Annotated in this window: 14 protein-coding genes; 9 read left to right on the plus strand and 5 right to left on the minus strand. The window is 66.7% G+C overall.

Annotated elements, in window-relative coordinates; translation table 11 throughout:
- Positions 1-14: 14 nt before the first annotated feature.
- Positions 15-962: an alpha/beta hydrolase gene (locus DKG75_RS09550; protein ID WP_109920846.1), complete on the minus strand. Its 948-nt coding sequence runs from the start codon at positions 960-962 to the stop codon at positions 15-17.
- Positions 963-1,159: 197 nt separating this feature from the next.
- Here DKG75_RS09550 and DKG75_RS09555 point away from each other — a divergent pair, with 197 nt between their 5' ends.
- From DKG75_RS09555 to DKG75_RS09575, 5 genes are all read left to right on the plus strand, one after another.
- The gene (locus DKG75_RS09555; RefSeq protein ID WP_109920847.1) at positions 1,160-1,696 is read left to right on the plus strand and encodes a thermonuclease family protein; all 537 of its coding nucleotides are present in this window, start codon (positions 1,160-1,162) and stop codon (positions 1,694-1,696) included.
- Positions 1,697-1,814: 118 nt separating this feature from the next.
- A complete protein-coding gene (locus DKG75_RS09560) occupies positions 1,815-3,476 on the plus strand; it encodes a cytochrome P450 (protein WP_109920848.1) in 1,662 nt (553 codons plus the stop codon).
- A gap of 8 nt (positions 3,477-3,484) precedes the next feature.
- Complete coding sequence (locus DKG75_RS09565) at positions 3,485-4,507, plus strand: NAD-dependent epimerase/dehydratase family protein (protein ID WP_109920849.1); 1,023 nt, start codon at positions 3,485-3,487, stop codon at positions 4,505-4,507.
- Positions 4,508-4,614: 107 nt separating this feature from the next.
- Entirely contained in the window at positions 4,615-5,250 is a 636-nt protein-coding gene (locus DKG75_RS09570) for a hypothetical protein (protein ID WP_109920850.1), read from the plus strand.
- Between the two features lie 8 nt (positions 5,251-5,258).
- Positions 5,259-6,068 (plus strand): hypothetical protein, encoded by an 810-nt coding sequence (locus tag DKG75_RS09575; RefSeq protein ID WP_109920851.1) that lies wholly within the window; start codon positions 5,259-5,261, stop codon positions 6,066-6,068.
- 150 nt (positions 6,069-6,218) lie between these two features.
- Here DKG75_RS09575 and DKG75_RS09580 read toward each other — a convergent pair whose 3' ends face one another.
- Genes DKG75_RS09580 through DKG75_RS09595 form a run of 4 tightly spaced genes read right to left on the minus strand, consistent with a single transcriptional unit; the run spans position 6,219 to position 11,153 of the window.
- Positions 6,219-7,256 carry an SDR family NAD(P)-dependent oxidoreductase gene (locus DKG75_RS09580; protein ID WP_109920852.1) on the minus strand — a complete coding sequence of 346 codons (1,038 nt, stop codon included), beginning with the start codon at positions 7,254-7,256 and terminating at the stop codon, positions 6,219-6,221.
- Between the two features lie 11 nt (positions 7,257-7,267).
- Positions 7,268-7,945 carry a sterol desaturase family protein gene (locus tag DKG75_RS09585; RefSeq protein ID WP_109920853.1) on the minus strand — a complete coding sequence of 226 codons (678 nt, stop codon included), beginning with the start codon at positions 7,943-7,945 and terminating at the stop codon, positions 7,268-7,270.
- Between the two features lie 23 nt (positions 7,946-7,968).
- Positions 7,969-9,567: an aldehyde dehydrogenase family protein gene (locus DKG75_RS09590; protein ID WP_109920854.1), complete on the minus strand. Its 1,599-nt coding sequence runs from the start codon at positions 9,565-9,567 to the stop codon at positions 7,969-7,971.
- Positions 9,564-11,153: a GMC family oxidoreductase gene (locus DKG75_RS09595; protein ID WP_109920855.1), complete on the minus strand. Its 1,590-nt coding sequence runs from the start codon at positions 11,151-11,153 to the stop codon at positions 9,564-9,566. The genes DKG75_RS09590 and DKG75_RS09595 overlap by 4 nt, the downstream gene beginning before the upstream one ends.
- 158 nt (positions 11,154-11,311) lie before the next feature.
- Here DKG75_RS09595 and DKG75_RS09600 point away from each other — a divergent pair, with 158 nt between their 5' ends.
- The 4 genes from DKG75_RS09600 to DKG75_RS09615 all read left to right on the plus strand — a co-directional run bounded on the left by DKG75_RS09600 (position 11,312) and on the right by DKG75_RS09615 (position 15,124).
- Positions 11,312-12,088 carry a TetR/AcrR family transcriptional regulator gene (locus DKG75_RS09600; RefSeq protein ID WP_109920856.1) on the plus strand — a complete coding sequence of 259 codons (777 nt, stop codon included), beginning with the start codon at positions 11,312-11,314 and terminating at the stop codon, positions 12,086-12,088.
- Between the two features lie 41 nt (positions 12,089-12,129).
- On the plus strand, positions 12,130-12,903 hold the full coding sequence (locus tag DKG75_RS09605) for an SDR family NAD(P)-dependent oxidoreductase (protein WP_109921083.1): 774 nt from the start codon (positions 12,130-12,132) through the stop codon (positions 12,901-12,903).
- 13 nt (positions 12,904-12,916) lie between these two features.
- Positions 12,917-13,693: a ferredoxin--NADP reductase gene (locus tag DKG75_RS09610; protein WP_109920857.1), complete on the plus strand. Its 777-nt coding sequence runs from the start codon at positions 12,917-12,919 to the stop codon at positions 13,691-13,693.
- A gap of 237 nt (positions 13,694-13,930) precedes the next feature.
- The gene (locus DKG75_RS09615; RefSeq protein WP_109920858.1) at positions 13,931-15,124 is read left to right on the plus strand and encodes an acyl-CoA dehydrogenase family protein; all 1,194 of its coding nucleotides are present in this window, start codon (positions 13,931-13,933) and stop codon (positions 15,122-15,124) included.
- Positions 15,125-15,159: the final 35 nt, after the last annotated feature.

Consider the following 15,159-nt stretch of genomic DNA (forward strand, 5'->3'; position numbering starts at 1 on the left):
GGCGCCCCGCGCCCTTAAGCCTTGGCGAAAGTCTCGCGCAGGCGGGCGGCGCCCTGGGAGAGGGCGGTGCGCCCGGCCTCGATCACCCCGCCCATGGAACAGAAGCCGTGAATCTGGCCGGGGAATTCGGCCAGCGTCACCTCGTTGCCCGCGGCTTCCAGGGCCCGGGCGTAGGCGATGCCTTCGTCCCGCAGGGGGTCGAAGCCGGCGACGACGACATGGGCCGCCGGCAGCCGGGCCAGGTCCGGGTGGCGCAGCGGCGAGAAGCGCGGATCGCCGAGGTCGCTGCTGCCGTCGCCGACATATTGCTGGAAGAACCAGGTCATCAGGTCCTGGTCGAGCATATAGCCCTCGGCATTGGCAGTGCGCGACAGGCCCTCGTGCAGGGCATCGGTCGCCGGGTAGATCAGCAATTGGAAGACGATGCGGGGCCCGCCGGCATCGCGGACCTGCTGGCTGACCACGGCGGACAGATTGCCGCCCGCGCTGTCGCCGCCGACCGCGATCCGCGTCGCATCGGCGCCCAGGGCCGCGGCATTGCGCGCCACCCAATGGACGGCGGCGAGGCAATCCTCGACCGCGGCCGGAAAGCGGTGCTCGGGGGCGAGGCGGTAGTCGACGGCGACGACCAGGCACTTCGCCTCGTTGGCCAGCAGCCGGCAGCCGCCGTCATGGGTGTCCAGGCTGCCGATGACGAAGCCGCCGCCATGGAAGAACACCAGCACCGGCAGGGGGCCGGGCGGGGCCGCCACCGGCGTATAGATGCGCAGGCCGATGTCGCCGCCCGGGCCCGGCATGGTGCGGTCCTCGACCTTGCCGATGGGCTGGTCCTTGATGTCGGTCAGCTTGCAGGTCATCTCGAACATCTGGCGGGCGATGCTGGCCGGCACCTGATGCAGCTTGGGCAGGGGCGAGCGCGCCACCTGGTCGAGAATGGCCTTGGCCTGGGGGTCGAGGGTCATGGGTCTTTCCGTCCTTATGGGTGACACCCGGGCGGCACGCCGCTTTCGCGTCTCTCCCTGCCGGTCCCGGGCGAGCCGCAGGCTATCGCCGGGCCTTGACCCTGTCATGGAAAAATGGCGGGACAAAGACATGTCCCCATTCAGGAAATTCTAACGGTTTACATTCAAATTGGTTGCATTGGGATCGGGTGAACCACATGCAACGCAGATCGAAATTCCAGGGGCGCATACAGGCCCAGGGACGCATCCAGGCAAGGACGGTCGATGCCTATGGCCTGTCGCTGCTGCTGGCGGGCCTGCTGCTCGCCGCCGCCGTCGCCTATGCCCTGTCCGGCCTGCCGGGCCTGCTGGCCGGGCCGGCGCCCCGGGTGATCGCCGGCTATGCCTCGGTCGTCGACGGCGAGACCCTGGACCTGATGGGCGAGCGCATCCGCCTTGCCGGCATCGATGCCCCTGCCCTGGGCCAGGACTGCCTGCGCGACGGCCGGGAGCGCGACTGCGGGCGCGAGGCGGCCATGGTCCTGCGCCGCCTGGTCGGCTGGCAGCGCATCGCCTGCGTCGACCGCGGTATGGACGGCAGCGGCCGCACCCTTGCCACCTGCGCCTATGACGCAGGCGACGTGGGCGCGGACCTAGTCGGCCTCGGCGTCGCGGTCGAGCAAGCCTCCGCCAGCCGCATCGTCGCCGACAGCCTGCGCCTCAGCCCCGCCCTGTGGCTGACGGTCGAGCGGTGATCGGATTCTGAACTTACGATTTTACATATTTAGTATTTCTGTATAGTCTTCCTTCCCAGGAAACGCGGCCCGGTCCGGGCGACCGTCGCAGGCGGCATCAGGGCGAGGGGGGGAAGGCATGAGTGTCCAGGCAAGTGCGCGGGCCGGCGGCGGCGACGAGCCGCCGATGGTGAAGGGGGGCATCCCCTGGATCGGCCATATGCTCGCCTTCGCTTCCAACCCGTTCAAATTCGTCGAGCGGGCGGCGCGCGAGGCGGGCGAGGTCGCGGCCTTCCGCCTGCTCGGCCAGCGCATCGTGCTGCTGACCGGGGACGAGGCGAGCGAAGCCTTCTACCGTTCCTCGGACGAACAGCTCGACCAGTCGGCGGCCTATAAGCTGATGACGCCGATCTTCGGCGAAGGTCTCGTCTTCGACGCCCCGATCGCGCGGAAGAACGAACAGCTGCGCATGCTGATGCCGGCCCTCCGGGTCGAGGCCATGCGCGACCATTCGACGAAGATCGTCCAGGAGGTCGAGGACATCATCGCCGGCTGGGGCGATGCCGGCGAGATCGAACTGGTCGAGTTCATGAAGCAGCTGACGATCAATACCGCCAGCCATTGCCTGCTCGGACGCGAATTCCGCTACGAGCTGAGCACCGAATTCGCCCATATCTATCACGACCTCGAACAGGGCGTGCACCCCCTCGCCTATCATTTCCCCAATCTGCCGATCCCGAAGTTCCGCCGCCGCGACAAGGCGCGCAAGCGCCTCCAGGAACTGGTCGGCGCCATCGTGCGGAAGCGCGCCTCCCAGGCGGAAAAGCCCAGCGACATGTTCCAGTCGCTGATCGACATGCGTTACGAGGACGGCGCCAAGCTCGACGAAAACGAGATCACCGGCCTGCTGGTCGGCGCCATCTTCGCCGGCCACCACACGAGTTCCGGCACCGCGGCCTGGGTGCTCCTGGAACTCCTCAAGAACCCGCCGGTCCTGCGCGCGGCGCGGCAGGAACTGGACGCCCTGTTGGGCCGCAAGGGCGACGTCACCTTCCAGAGCCTGCGGGAAATGCCCGTGCTCGAAAACGTGCTGAAGGAAGTGCTGCGCCTGCATCCGCCCCTGATCATCCTGATGCGGCAAGTGTCGGAAGACCTGCATGTCAAGGGTTACACGATCAAGGCCGGCGACATGGTCTGGGCCTCGCCGCCGGTGACGCACCGCATGTCGCGCCTGTTCTCCAATCCGGCCGCCTTCGATCCCGACCGCTTCTCGCCCGAGCGGCGCGAGGACCGCAACCTGATGGCCTATCAGCCCTTCGGCGGCGGCAAGCACAAATGCTCGGGCAATGCCTTCGCCATGTTCCAGATCAAGGCGATCTTCGCCGTGCTGCTGCGCCGCTACGACTTCGAACTGGTCGACGCGCCCGAGAGCTATGTCGACAATTACGCCGACATGATCGTGCAGCCGAAATCGCCCTGCCGCCTGCGCTATCGCCGGCGCCCGGCTTCGAGTTTCGTCTCGGATTACGGCAAGGGCGAGCCGCCGCCCGCCGCCGGCAAATGCCCGGTCGATCACGGCGCCCGCGCCCGGGTGGAAATGCCGAAGATCACGGTCGCCGTCGATCGCGGTCTCTGCCAGGGCCATGCCATGTGCATGGGCGAGGCGCCGGATCATTTCCACGTCGGCGAGGACGGCGTGCTGCGCATCGTCAAGGAAGCGGTGACCGAGGCCGAGATGGCGGCGGTGCAATCCGCCATCAATTATTGCCCGAACGCGGCGCTGCGCCTCGAACGGCGCTGAGGCGGGCGATGAAGATCTTCGTCACCGGGGCGACCGGCTTCGTCGGCGCCCATACCGCCCGCGCCCTGCTCGAAGCCGGGCACGACCTGCGCCTGCTCGCCCGCGATCCTGCGGCGTTACGGCGCTATTTCGCCCGTTTCGGCCAGCGGGTGGACGATATTGTCGAAGGCGACATGCGCGATGCGCCGCTGGTCGGCAAGGCGATGGCGGGCTGCGATGCGGTCTTTCACGCTGCCGCCCTGGTCTCGGTCGATCCGAAGCGCGCCGACGAGATCTATCGCAACAATATCGCCGGGATCGATGCCGTGCTCGGTACCGCCTGCCGGCTGGGCATCGGGCGGATCGTCTATGTCTCCAGCCTGTCCGTGCTGTTCCAGAAGGGTGTGACGCGGATCGACGAGGCGACCCCCCTCGGCACGCCGGCCAATGCCTATGCCCGCTCGAAGCGCGACTGTGACGCTCATGTCCGGCGCCTGCAGGCGGCGGGGCGGCCGATCCAGATGACCTATCCGGCCGGCATCTTCGGGCCGGACGATCCCAAGCTGTCGGAGGCGAACCATGGCGTTACCGCCTTCGTCAAGGTGGTGCCGCGGACCTCGACCGGGCTGCAGGCGATCGACGTCCGCGATCTCGCCGCCGTTCACCGCCACCTGCTCGAACATCCGGCCGAGGGCGATTACACGGCGGCGCGCTTCATCGTCGGCGGGCGCTATTACCCCTGGGCGGCGTTCCGCCGCCTGCTGCAGGGCCTGACCGGGCGGCGCATCCCGGCGCCGCCGCTGCCCGGCGCCCTGATGCGGGCGATGGGGGGGACGGTCGATCTCATCCGCCGCATCGTGCCCTTCGAGACCCAGGTCTCGGGCGAGGCGATGACCTATGTCACCCGCTGGGCCGAAGCCTCCTCGGCGCGCATCCTGGCGCGCACCGGCATGGCGTTCCGCACCGGCGAGGAAACCTTCGGCGATACGATCCGCTGGCTGGTCGCGGCCGGCCATCTCGACGCCCGCCACGCCGGCCGCCTGGCGGCCTGAAAGACACCCCGGCCGCTTGGCGGCCTGAAAGACACCCCGGCCGCTTGGCGGCCTGAAAGACACAACGGCCGCCTAGCGGCCTGAACGATAACAGGGAGGAAAATATCATGTCCGACAAGCGCGTTGCCTCGATCGTGCCGCCCAACAAAGCCTATCCCCGCGCCGAACTCGAAGAGATGGTCGAGCGCTGGCTGCAAGGCAATGTTGCCTGCGAGAAGGCGGGCGATTGGACCGGCCTCGGCAATTTCTATACCGAAGGCGCGGTCTATTCCTGGAACATCGGCCCGAACGAGGAATTCGTCGCCAACGGCCGCCGGGAAATCGTCGATATCGCCGTCGGCTATCAGATGAAGGGGTTCGAGGAGTGGGAGTATCCCTATCACGACATCGTGATCGACGAGAAGCGCGGCACGGTGATCGGCTTCTGGAAGCAGCGTGCCCCCTACAAGCGGCCTGACGGCAGCTTCTACGAGATCGCGGGCATCGGCGGTTCCTGGTTCGAATACGGCGGCAATTTCCAGTGGCAGTGGCAGCGCGATTTCTTCGATCTCGGCAATGCCAAGGATTGCTTCTTCCAGCTGGCGGGCGCCGGCGTGCTCTCGCCCGTGGTGAAGGAAAAGATCCATCTTCAGGCCAAGGGCAAGCTGCTGCCCGGGCATCGCCGCCTGCACCCGGAACTCTCCACATTCCAGAAGGTCCGCAACACCATGGCGATTGCGAAGATCGCCCTGCTCGGCCGGTGAGAGCGCCGATGAGCGGGACGGGCGGCGCGGCGCGCTGGTTCTCGGCCAATCCGGACAAGGCCTGGGTCGAGAAATTCTTCCTTTTCTACTCGCCGGTGTGGATGGCCTCGATGGCCATGATGATGGTCACCGGCTGGGACAAGACCTGGGGCGACGGCGCGCTGCTCTGGCACGGCGTGCTGACGGCGGCGCCGGTCCTGCTCGGGCCGGCGCTGCTGTCGCGGCGCTTCGGCACCGGGTCGTGGGCCGATTCCTATTGGCTGAAGGCCAATCTCTATCTCTTCGTCTTCGGCTTCTTCGGGAACTACTTCGGTTCCGAATATTTTTTCGACGTGCTGGGCATGGTCTATGTCTACCCGAATGCGACGACGACCCTCGATGCGGCAATTGTCGGCAAGGGCGGGCAGACGGTGCCGGTGATCATGTATCTCTACACCCACGTCTATTTCATGACCTATCACGCGATCGCCAACATCGTGCTGCGCCGGCTGCGCACCTCCGGCATCCCGGCCGCAGGGCTGCTGTTCCCGGTCTTCGTCTTCGTCATCGGCTATGCCTGGGCCTGGGCCGAGACCAAGGCCATGGCCAATCCCATGATGGCGACCAGCTTCTACTACCAGAAGATGGACTTGATGCTGGCCTATGGCTCGGCGATCTATGCGACCTATTTCATCGCCAGCTTCCCGATCTATTACTTCATCGACGAGAGCAGGGACCGGCGCTGGAGCTTGACCCAGGCGGTGGCCGGCGGCCTTTCGGCTTCCATGCTCACCTTCTTCATGCTCGACGCCGCGGCGCATTGGGTGGGCTCGCTATGAGCGGGCCCTTGAAATAGGCGATCCCACCCAGCACCAAGGGTAGGGGCCGGGGGGCAGGGAGAGCAGCCGGGTTCCGCCCGGGCCTTGCCGGCCCGGGTATCGCCCAATTCGTTCGAACAATGGCGGCTGGGGGAGCGGCGATGTCGCCGCTCAAGCCGCCCGTGTGCCGATCCGGAGCGCGGGCTGGCGCCGCACCAGTTCGTCCACGGTCAGCCTGATCCCCTCGGCAAGGGAGACCTTCGGCGTCCAGCCGAGGTCGCGCTTCGCCTTGGCGATATTGTAATAGTGATGGGTGACCATGTAACGGACCGAGAACCGGGTCAGGCCGTTCTCGGCGTTCAGCGTGCCGCCCTTCAGGGTATCCAGCGCCTCGGCCGCCGCGGCGACGCCATAGGCGAGCCAATAGGGCACCTTGCCCCGGATCGGCGGATAGCCGAGTTCGAGGATCAGCTTCTCGATGAAATCGAAGAAGGCCATGGGCTCGCCATTGGTGATGAAATAGGCCTGGCCGCCGGCGGGCGAGCCGGGCACCAGCCTGTCCTCGGCCGCGACCACCGCATCGACCAGATTCGAGATATAGGTGAAGTCCGACAGCTTGTCGCGATTGCCGACCGCGCGTTTCAGCTTGCCGGCCTTCACCTTGTCGAGGATCGCGGGCACGAAGCGGTTGTCGCCGGCGCCGAAGATCACATGGGGCCGGATGGCGCAGGCGAGCGTCGGCCCGGTGCCGGAAAAGGCGAGCACCCGTTTCTCCGCCGCGATCTTGCTGTCGGCATAGGGCGCCTGGGAGATCGAGGAATAGGGCAGGGTTTCGTCGCCGTTCTCGATGTCCTTGCCCTCGTAGACCGCGCTCGCCGAACTGATGTAGACGAGGCGGGGGATCCGGTGGGCGGTGCAGGCGGCGAGGATATTCTCGGTCCCCGTCAGGTTCACCGCCCAGACATCCTCGACCCGGTTGTGCTTGGTGTGCACGAGGGAGGCGTTGTGGATCACGCTGTCGATGCCGGCCAGCGCCGCGTGGACGGCCGCCTTGTCGCGGATGTCGAGCTTCACGAAGCGGACGTCGCCGCGGAACGGCTTGTCGTTGATGTCGGCGCAAGTGACCGCATGGCCGAGATCGGCGAAGCGATCGACCAGGGCCCGCCCGACGAAGCCCTGTCCCCCTGTGATCAGGATGTTCTTTTTCATGGTCGTCTCGCTCACTTGTCGGTGCCGAAGGCCTGGTCCCAGAACGGGAAGATCGAGGCGTAGTTGTAGTTCATGCGGAAATGATGGGTGTCGTGCTTCGTGGTCCAGAAGTTGAACAGGCGGAACGCCGGATGCGGGAACACGAAATTGGTGTGCACCAGCACGTTCACGATCGAATAGACGAACCAGACGATGATGAACGAAGCGGCCGAGACCGGGCCGAACAGCGTAACCGCCAGCAGCAGCAGGCCGATGCCGGCGAAATTCTCCGCCGGGTGGAGATAGATGCTCTCGGGCGCGGTCGGGAAGCGGATCAGGTGGTGGGTGCGGTGGACATATTTCAGCACCAGCCTGTTGTGCATGAAGCGGTGCAGGAAATAATACATGAAGTCGTAGAGCAGCAGGACGCCCAGCGTCTCGCCGACGAAGGCGGCGAAGCTGGCGGGCAGGCCGGCATGGATCACCCGGTCGCCCAGGAAATAGAGGAAGGACAGCAGCAGCGCGGTCGAGAACAGCCCGTTCAGGCTGACGTTCAGCCATTTCCGCAAGGGCGGGATCTGCGGGCTTTTCGGGATGCGGATGCGGTATTTGTTGAACCGCGCGCTGTTCGACATCCAGTTGAACACGGCCATGATCAGGCCGTTCAGGGCAAAGGAAGCGGCGAGCGCGATGAAGAAGGCGGTATCCATGATCGGACCTCGTCGTGGAATGGTCAGCGTATCAGCCCGGCCAGGGCGCCGAGCTTGGCGCCGAGGCCGCGTGCGAACAGGAGACGGATGGTGTGGCGGGTCTTGCCATAAACCTTGGGCCCGACCGGATAGAGCCGGGGCGGGATGGCGAAGGGCAGGCGGTCGCTCAGCACCGCCTTGGCGTTGGTGTAGGAGCGTAATCCCTCGCGCCCGTTCATCCGGCCGAAGCCGGAATATTTGACGCCGCCGAAGGGCAGGTCCTGGTTGAGGTAGCACAGGCCGAAGTCGTTGATGCAGGTCGCCCCGGTATCGAGTGCGGCTGCGATCCGCTCGCCCCGCGCCCGGTTTCGGGTGAAGACCGAGGAATGCAGGCCGAAATCCGTGCCGTTGGCGATCGCCAGCGCCTCGGCATCGTCGCGGGCGCGGAAGATCAGGGCGACCGGGCCGAAGATTTCCTCGCGCGCGATGCGCATGGCCGGGGTGACGCCCGCCAGCACGGTCGGCGGATAGAACTGGCCCGGTCCCTCGGGCAAGGTGCCGCCGGTCAGGGCCCGGGCGCCACTGGCGATGGCGTCGCGCACCAGATCGTCGATCACCTGGATCTGCTGGCGGGTGTTGATGGCGCCGACGTCGAGGGTGCCCGGCGCCCGGGGCGCGCCCTGGCGCAGGGCTGCGGCCCGCCGGGCGAATTCGGCGACGAAGCGGTCGTGAATGCCGTCGAGCACGATGATCCGCTCGGAGGCGATGCAATTCTGCCCGAGGTTGATGAAGCAGCCGCCCAGCGCCGAATGGACGGCGTGTTCGAGATCGGCATCCTCGCAGATGATCATGGGGTCCTTGCCGCCCAGTTCCATCACCGTCGGCGTCAGGTGAACGGCGCTGCCCTCGATGATACGCCGGCCGTTGCCGACCGAGCCGATGAACAGGATCTTCTGCACCCGGGCGCGGACCAGGGCGGCGCCGGTCTCGCCGAAACCGTTGACGATCTGCACCGTATCGGGCGAGAAGCCCTCGCGGCGCAGCGCTTCGTCGATGAGGGTCTGGAAGAAGCGGGTCGACCAGGCAACCGCCTCGGACGCCTTGACCACCACGGCGTTACCCGCCATCAGGGGGGCGACGAAGGAACCGAAGATGTTCTGGAACGGGTAGTTCCAGGGCACGATGCAGGCGACGACGCCGAGCGGCAGATATTCGATCCGGCCCTTCTTGTGCAGCAGCAGGCCGGACGGCACCTTTTCCGGGCGCAGGTATTTCTCGCCGTTCTTCATCACCCAGCGGATCTTGTTGCACACCGGCATGACCTCGCCCAGCAGGGCATTCTCGAAGGTCTTGCCGCTGTCCTCCACCACCGCCTTGCAGATCTCGTCCATGCGCTCGACGATGATATCCATCAGGTGGCGCAGCACGGCGCGGCGCTGGGCGAAGGTGCTGCGGCCCCAGGCCGCCTGCGCGATCCGGGCGCGTTCGACCACGGCGCGGACCTCGTCCGGGCTGGTGACTGGAACCTCGCCCAGGGTTTCCCCGGTCGCGGGGTTGATGCAATGGATGAGGGCGGCCGAGGAACGCGGCCCGACATTGGCACCGGCGGGGGCATTGGCCGGAAAGAGGGGGGCCATGTTCATGCCGTTTCTCCTGCTAGGATAAAGTCCGCCGCGCGATAGGCGATCATCATGCTGGGCGCGTTGAGGGCGGAGACCGGGATCTCGGGCACCACCGAGGCATCGGCGACCCGGACATTGGCGAGGCCCTTGACCCGGAGGCTGGTATCGACCGGGCTGTCCGCGTCGTCGCCCATGCGGCACGAGCCGCAGAAATGGAACGTGGTCATGGTGGCGGTCCGGATCCATTGCCACCGCTTGCGTTCGCCGACACGCTTCGCCCCTGCCGACAGGGGCTTGGCGCCGGCCAGGGGTGCCTTGGCGGCGATGGCGCGGGCCCGTTCGATCGCCGCCGCCATGACCGAACGGTCTTCCGGCGTCGCGTAATAGGCGAGGTCGATGGCCGCCGGCTGGTCCGGATCGGCGCTGACCAGGCTGACCGTGCCCCGCGACGTGGGCTTGCCCAGAACCACCACGATGCCGAAGACCCGGCCGACGAAGCGCCGCACCAAAGGCAGGCGGAAGGCGAGGTCGACCAGCCCGCGCAACAGGCGGCGCAGGCCGGCGATATCGTGAAGGCGGCCGGGCAGGGTCAGGATCGGCACCATGCGCTGCATCGACTGCTGCAACGAGGCCGGCGCCGCATAGCAGACATAGCAGGTATCGGGCTGGATGCCGGCCTGCAGGCCTTCGGGGGCCCGGGCATTGTCGAAGCCGTAGACCTGGGGATACTGGAAGTCGATCGGGGCCCCGGCGCGGTAGAACATGCAGACGTTGGGGTGATCCTGAAGGTTCCGGCCGATTCCCGCCGATGCCTGCACCACGGGAATGGCCAGCCGTTCCAGCGCCGCGCGCGGGCCGACGCCGGACAGCAGCAGCAGGCGGGGCGTTTCCAGGGCGCCGGCACAGAGCACCACCTCGCGCCCGATCGCCGCCTGCCGCGGCCGGCCCTGCCAGTCATAGTCGACGGCGGTGGCGCGCCGGTCCGGGCCGAAGCGCAGCCGGCGCACCCGCGCCCCCGTGCGCACGGTCAGGCCCGGCAGGTCGGCGCCATGCAGGAAGGCGCGATAGGAACTGCGGCGGTGCTCGCCCTGGTAATTCATGTCATTACAGCCGGCGACCCCGCCCAGGTCGCCGTCGTTCAGGCCGTCCTTGCGGGCGAAGCCGGCCTCGACCGCCGAATCGAGAAAGGCGGTGGCAAAGACGGTCGGCGGGCGCGGCCGGACGCCGAGCCGGGCCTCGACCGCCTCGAAGGCGGGCACGACATCGTTCCAGCGCCAGCCCTCGGGCCAGGCGTCGAAGTCGCGCCGGTCGCCCCTGGTATAGACCATGCCGTTGACCGCGCCGCTGCCGCCCAGCACCCGGCCGGTGCCGGCCCAGATCGCGCGCCCGCCGCAATCGGCCTGGGGCGTCGACAGCCGGTGCCACATCAACCCTTCCTTGGCGAAGGCATATTTGAAGCCGTCGGAGGATTGGGTTTCCGGGTGGGCCAGGGCGTCGTCGCCCGCCTCGAGCAGCAGGACCCGCGCCGCCGCCGCCAGGCGTGCGGCGACGATGCAGCCGGCCGAGCCGCCCCCCACCACGACATAGTCGAAAGACTCGGTCTCCATGCGTATCCGTCCGTTTCCCCGCCCCAGGTCCCGATCGCGTCCCAGGGCTTGGTAATGCCCCTTGCAAAATACGTAATCGTTATTACTATATTGGAAAGTTCGGTTCTGGTTGTCAATGATGGCTGCATCCGATGTGAACGAATGGCGCGCAGATCCCGATGAAGGCTGACCCGAAACCCAGTGACGAGATGACCCCGGCCCTTCGCGAGCCGGCAAGGCGGCGCAATCAGGCGGCGCAGGCCTTGCGCGCGGCCAAGGATGCGCTGTCGCGCGACCACATCATGGAGGTGGCGGAGCGCGTCTTCGCCGAGCACGGCTTTCTCAATGCGCGCATGCAGGATGTGGCGCGCGAGGCCGGCGTCTCGCTGGCGACGCTCTACCAGTTCTATCCGGGCAAGAAGGAATTGCACCGGGGCGTGCTGATCGAGCGGCACCGCCAGATGGTGGCGGCGGTGATCGATCAGGTGCAGGAAATCCTGGAGCGGCCCAAATCGGTGCCGCAACTGCTCTGGGTCATGAAGGCCCATCTGGCGTTCCTGCTGGAACACCCGGATTACCTGCGCCTGATCCTGCAGGAGGGCTATGCCTGGTATCACGCCGCCGCCCAGCCGACGACCGACGAGAAGGCCCTGTGGGAACAGGGGATCGAGGTCATGGTGCAGGTCCTCGGCTGGGGTGTCGAGCACGGCTATCTGGTGCCGGGCAATGGGATCGAACAGGCGCGGATGATGCTGACCATGCAGCAGACCCGCCTTGCCAATTGGGTGGCAGGCGGCATGGCGGAGGATCACGCCGCCGTGATCGCCCGGGTGATGGCGGATTTCGTCCGCCAGTTCTGCCGCCCGGCCTTCGCGGCGGCCTTGCTGACCGAGGACGGCGTCGCTCTGAAGCCGGCCTTCGCGGCGGAAATCGACGGCTTGGACAGCCACGGCTGAAAAAAGAAAAAAGGGGCATGCGGGTGAAGGAAACGAAGGGCATGGAACAAGTGTTGTTCCCCGATGGCGCGGCGCTGGTCTTCGGCGGCAGCGGCGGCATCGGCCGGGCGGTGGCACGCTGCTTCGCCGAGGCGGGCACGGATGTCGCGATCACCTATCGCCGCAAGGCGGAAGTGGCGTCCGGCTTCGTTTCCGACTGCATGAGCCTTGGCCGCCAGGCCAGCGCCCATCTGACCGACCTGACCGATGCGGACAGTGTGCGCCGCACCGTCGAACAGGTGATCGCGGCCCATGGCCGGATCCATACCGTCGTCTTCGCCGCCGGGCCGGTGGTCGAACAGGTGCCGATCGCCGATGTGACGCCGGAACTTTGGCGCCAGTCGATCGAGACCGAGACGTTCGGCTTCTTCAACGTCATCGCCGCCGTGGTGCCGCATATGCGGGCGGCGGGCGGCGGTTCCTTCGTCCATCTCGGCTCGGCCGGCCATGTGAAATGGCCGAAGAAGGACGGGCTTTCGGTGGCGCCCAAGGCGGCCAACGAAGCCCTGGTGCGCGGCCTCGCGCGGGAGGAGGGGGCGAACGGCATCCGCGCCAATTCCGTCCTCGTCGGCGTCATCGAGGCGGGCATGTTCCTGGAGCTGAAGGAACGCGGGGTTTTCCACGACCACTGGATCAAGGAAACCTTGAAGATGCTGTCGGTGAAGCGCTTCGGCAAGCCGGAGGAGATCGGCCATGCCGCCGTCTTCCTGGCCTCGGCACGGGCGGCCTATATCACCGGCCAGCAGATCAGCGTGTCCGGCGGCTTCGGGCTTTGAGGGGGATGGCGGCATGTCGGCTTTGAATACCGAACGGGTGATCGAGGTTCGCCACTGGAACGAGACGCTGTTCAGCTTCCGCACCACGCGCAGCCCGGGCCTGCGCTTCGAGAACGGCCAGTTCGTGATGATCGGCGTCGAGGTCGAGGGGCGGCCCCTGCTCCGCGCCTATAGCATCGCCAGCGCCAACCACGAGGAACACCTGGAATTCTTCAGCATCAAGGTGCAGGACGGCAAGCTGACCTCGCGCCTGCAGCATCTGGCCCCGGGCGCCGAGGTTTTCGTCGGCCGGAAGCCGACGGGGACGCTGCTGCTGGACGACCTCAAGCCCGGCCGCCATCTCTACCTGCTGGGCACGGGCACGGGGCTCGCCCCCTTCATGTCGCTGGTCAAGGATCCCGCGGCCTACGAGCGTTTCGAGAAGATCGTGGTCATGCACGGCGTCCGCCAGGTCAGCGAACTCGCCTATCGCGATTTCTTCGAGCGCGACCTGCCCGACGACGAGATCTTCGGCCCGCTGGCCCGAGAAAAACTGGTCTACTACCCCCTGGTGACGCGCGAGGAGCACCGCAACCGCATGCGTATCACCGAGGCGCTCGAAAGCGGCCGCTTCGCCGCCGACACGGGCCTGCCCAAGCTCGATCCCGCCAATGACCGGGTCATGGTCTGCGGCAGCCCGGCCATGCTGCGCGACATGCAGGCCCTGCTCGACGGGCGGGGCTTTACCGTCTCGCCTCATGTCGGCGCCGCGGGCGATTATGTGATCGAGCGGGCTTTCGTGGAACGCTGAGTTTCGCCGCCGTTATTCAGCGCGTAACACAGTAATCGTCGATCGAGGCGGCAATATTCATTGCTGCAACGCATTATGTCGTCCTGAATTTATCGACGATTGAAGCGTTCTTCCGGTGGAAATTGGATCTCATAGTCTGATCGGACGATGCTGTTACTTCAAAGAACCGCCAAGGTGCGGACATAAACGGAGGTCGGCCGGCAAGGCCGGCGGGGGATCGGAAAGACAGGGACAGCCATGGACGGCAGCTCAGACATCGGCACCACCGTGCCCAGCGAAGACGAAATCCGCGCCCGGGCCCGGGCTTTGGTGCCCTTCCTGCGCGAGCGGGCGGAAGCGGCCCAGGCGGCCCGGCGCCTGCCGGTGGAAACCGTCGCCGCGATGCAGGAGGCGGGCCTGTTCCGCGTCCTCCAGCCGAAGCGCTGGGGCGGTTACGAGATGCATCCGAACGTCTATTACGACGTCCTGATGACGCTGGGCGAGGGCGACATGTCGGCCGCCTGGTGTTACGGCGTGATCGGCTGCCACCCTTGGCAGCTGGCCCTGTTCGACGACCGCGCGGCCCGCGACGTCTGGGGTGACGATCCGTCGGTCCTCGTCTCCTCGACCTATATGATCCAGGGCGATGCCCGGCCGGTCGAGGGCGGGTTCATCTTCAACGGGCGCTGGCGCTTCTCCTCGGGCTGCGAGCATTGCGGCTGGGTCTTCCTCGGCGGCGAGGTCGGGCTCGGTTCCGGCAATATGGACATGCGCACTTTCCTGCTGCCGCGCAGCGATTACGAGATCGTCGATACCTGGCAGTCCTTCGGCCTGCGCGGCACGGGCAGCCACGACATCGTGGTGAGGGATGCCTTCGTGCCCGATTACCGCACGCACAGCTTCATGGACGGGCTGATGTGCAACAGCCCGGGGAACCTGGTGAATACCAACCCGATCTATCGCATGCCCTTCGCGCAATTGTTCAGCCGGGCGGTCTCGACCGCGGCGATCGGCGCCTTGCAGGCCATGGTCGATGAATTCGTCAAATACGGCGCCAAGCGCGTGACGGTGACCGGCAACAAGACCGCCGAAGATCCCTATGCCCAGCTCGCCCTGGCCGAGGCGGTGGCGGCGATCGACGAGATGAAGCTCGTCCTGCACCGGAACGTCGACGTGATGCACGACCAGGCGGTGCGCGGCGAATTCACCACGATCGAGGACCGCATGCGCTACCGCTTCCAGTCGTCCTCGGTGCTGGAGCGCACGACCAATCTGGCCCAGCGCCTGTTCAAGGCCGGCGGCGGCGCCGCGGTCTTCGACCGCCTGCCCTTCGGCCGCATCTACGCCGACCTGATGACCGGCAAGGCCCATGCGGCCAACCAGGCCGATACGATCGGCCGCAACTGGGGCGGCACCATGCTCGGCCTGCCGAGCACGGACCACTTCTGCTGACCCCGGCAACGGGAACGATGAGGCGCGAAGCGCCC

The sequence above is a fragment of the Zavarzinia compransoris genome (assembly GCF_003173055.1).
In the GTDB taxonomy this organism is placed as follows: Bacteria; Pseudomonadota; Alphaproteobacteria; order Zavarziniales; family Zavarziniaceae; genus Zavarzinia; species Zavarzinia compransoris.

Coding starts and splice junctions, on each gene's coding strand:
- DKG75_RS09550 (WP_109920846.1), bottom strand. CDS start 962: ATGACCCTCGACCCCCAGGCCAAGGCCATTCTCGACCAGGTGGCGCGC.
- DKG75_RS09600 (WP_109920856.1), top strand. CDS start 11,312: ATGAAGGCTGACCCGAAACCCAGTGACGAGATGACCCCGGCCCTTCGC.
- DKG75_RS09615 (WP_109920858.1), top strand. CDS start 13,931: ATGGACGGCAGCTCAGACATCGGCACCACCGTGCCCAGCGAAGACGAA.
- DKG75_RS09590 (WP_109920854.1), bottom strand. CDS start 9,567: ATGAACATGGCCCCCCTCTTTCCGGCCAATGCCCCCGCCGGTGCCAAT.
- DKG75_RS09585 (WP_109920853.1), bottom strand. CDS start 7,945: ATGGATACCGCCTTCTTCATCGCGCTCGCCGCTTCCTTTGCCCTGAAC.
- DKG75_RS09595 (WP_109920855.1), bottom strand. CDS start 11,153: ATGGAGACCGAGTCTTTCGACTATGTCGTGGTGGGGGGCGGCTCGGCC.
- DKG75_RS09575 (WP_109920851.1), top strand. CDS start 5,259: ATGAGCGGGACGGGCGGCGCGGCGCGCTGGTTCTCGGCCAATCCGGAC.
- DKG75_RS09560 (WP_109920848.1), top strand. CDS start 1,815: ATGAGTGTCCAGGCAAGTGCGCGGGCCGGCGGCGGCGACGAGCCGCCG.
- DKG75_RS09565 (WP_109920849.1), top strand. CDS start 3,485: ATGAAGATCTTCGTCACCGGGGCGACCGGCTTCGTCGGCGCCCATACC.
- DKG75_RS09610 (WP_109920857.1), top strand. CDS start 12,917: ATGTCGGCTTTGAATACCGAACGGGTGATCGAGGTTCGCCACTGGAAC.
- DKG75_RS09555 (WP_109920847.1), top strand. CDS start 1,160: ATGCAACGCAGATCGAAATTCCAGGGGCGCATACAGGCCCAGGGACGC.
- DKG75_RS09570 (WP_109920850.1), top strand. CDS start 4,615: ATGTCCGACAAGCGCGTTGCCTCGATCGTGCCGCCCAACAAAGCCTAT.
- DKG75_RS09580 (WP_109920852.1), bottom strand. CDS start 7,256: ATGAAAAAGAACATCCTGATCACAGGGGGACAGGGCTTCGTCGGGCGG.
- DKG75_RS09605 (WP_109921083.1), top strand. CDS start 12,130: ATGGAACAAGTGTTGTTCCCCGATGGCGCGGCGCTGGTCTTCGGCGGC.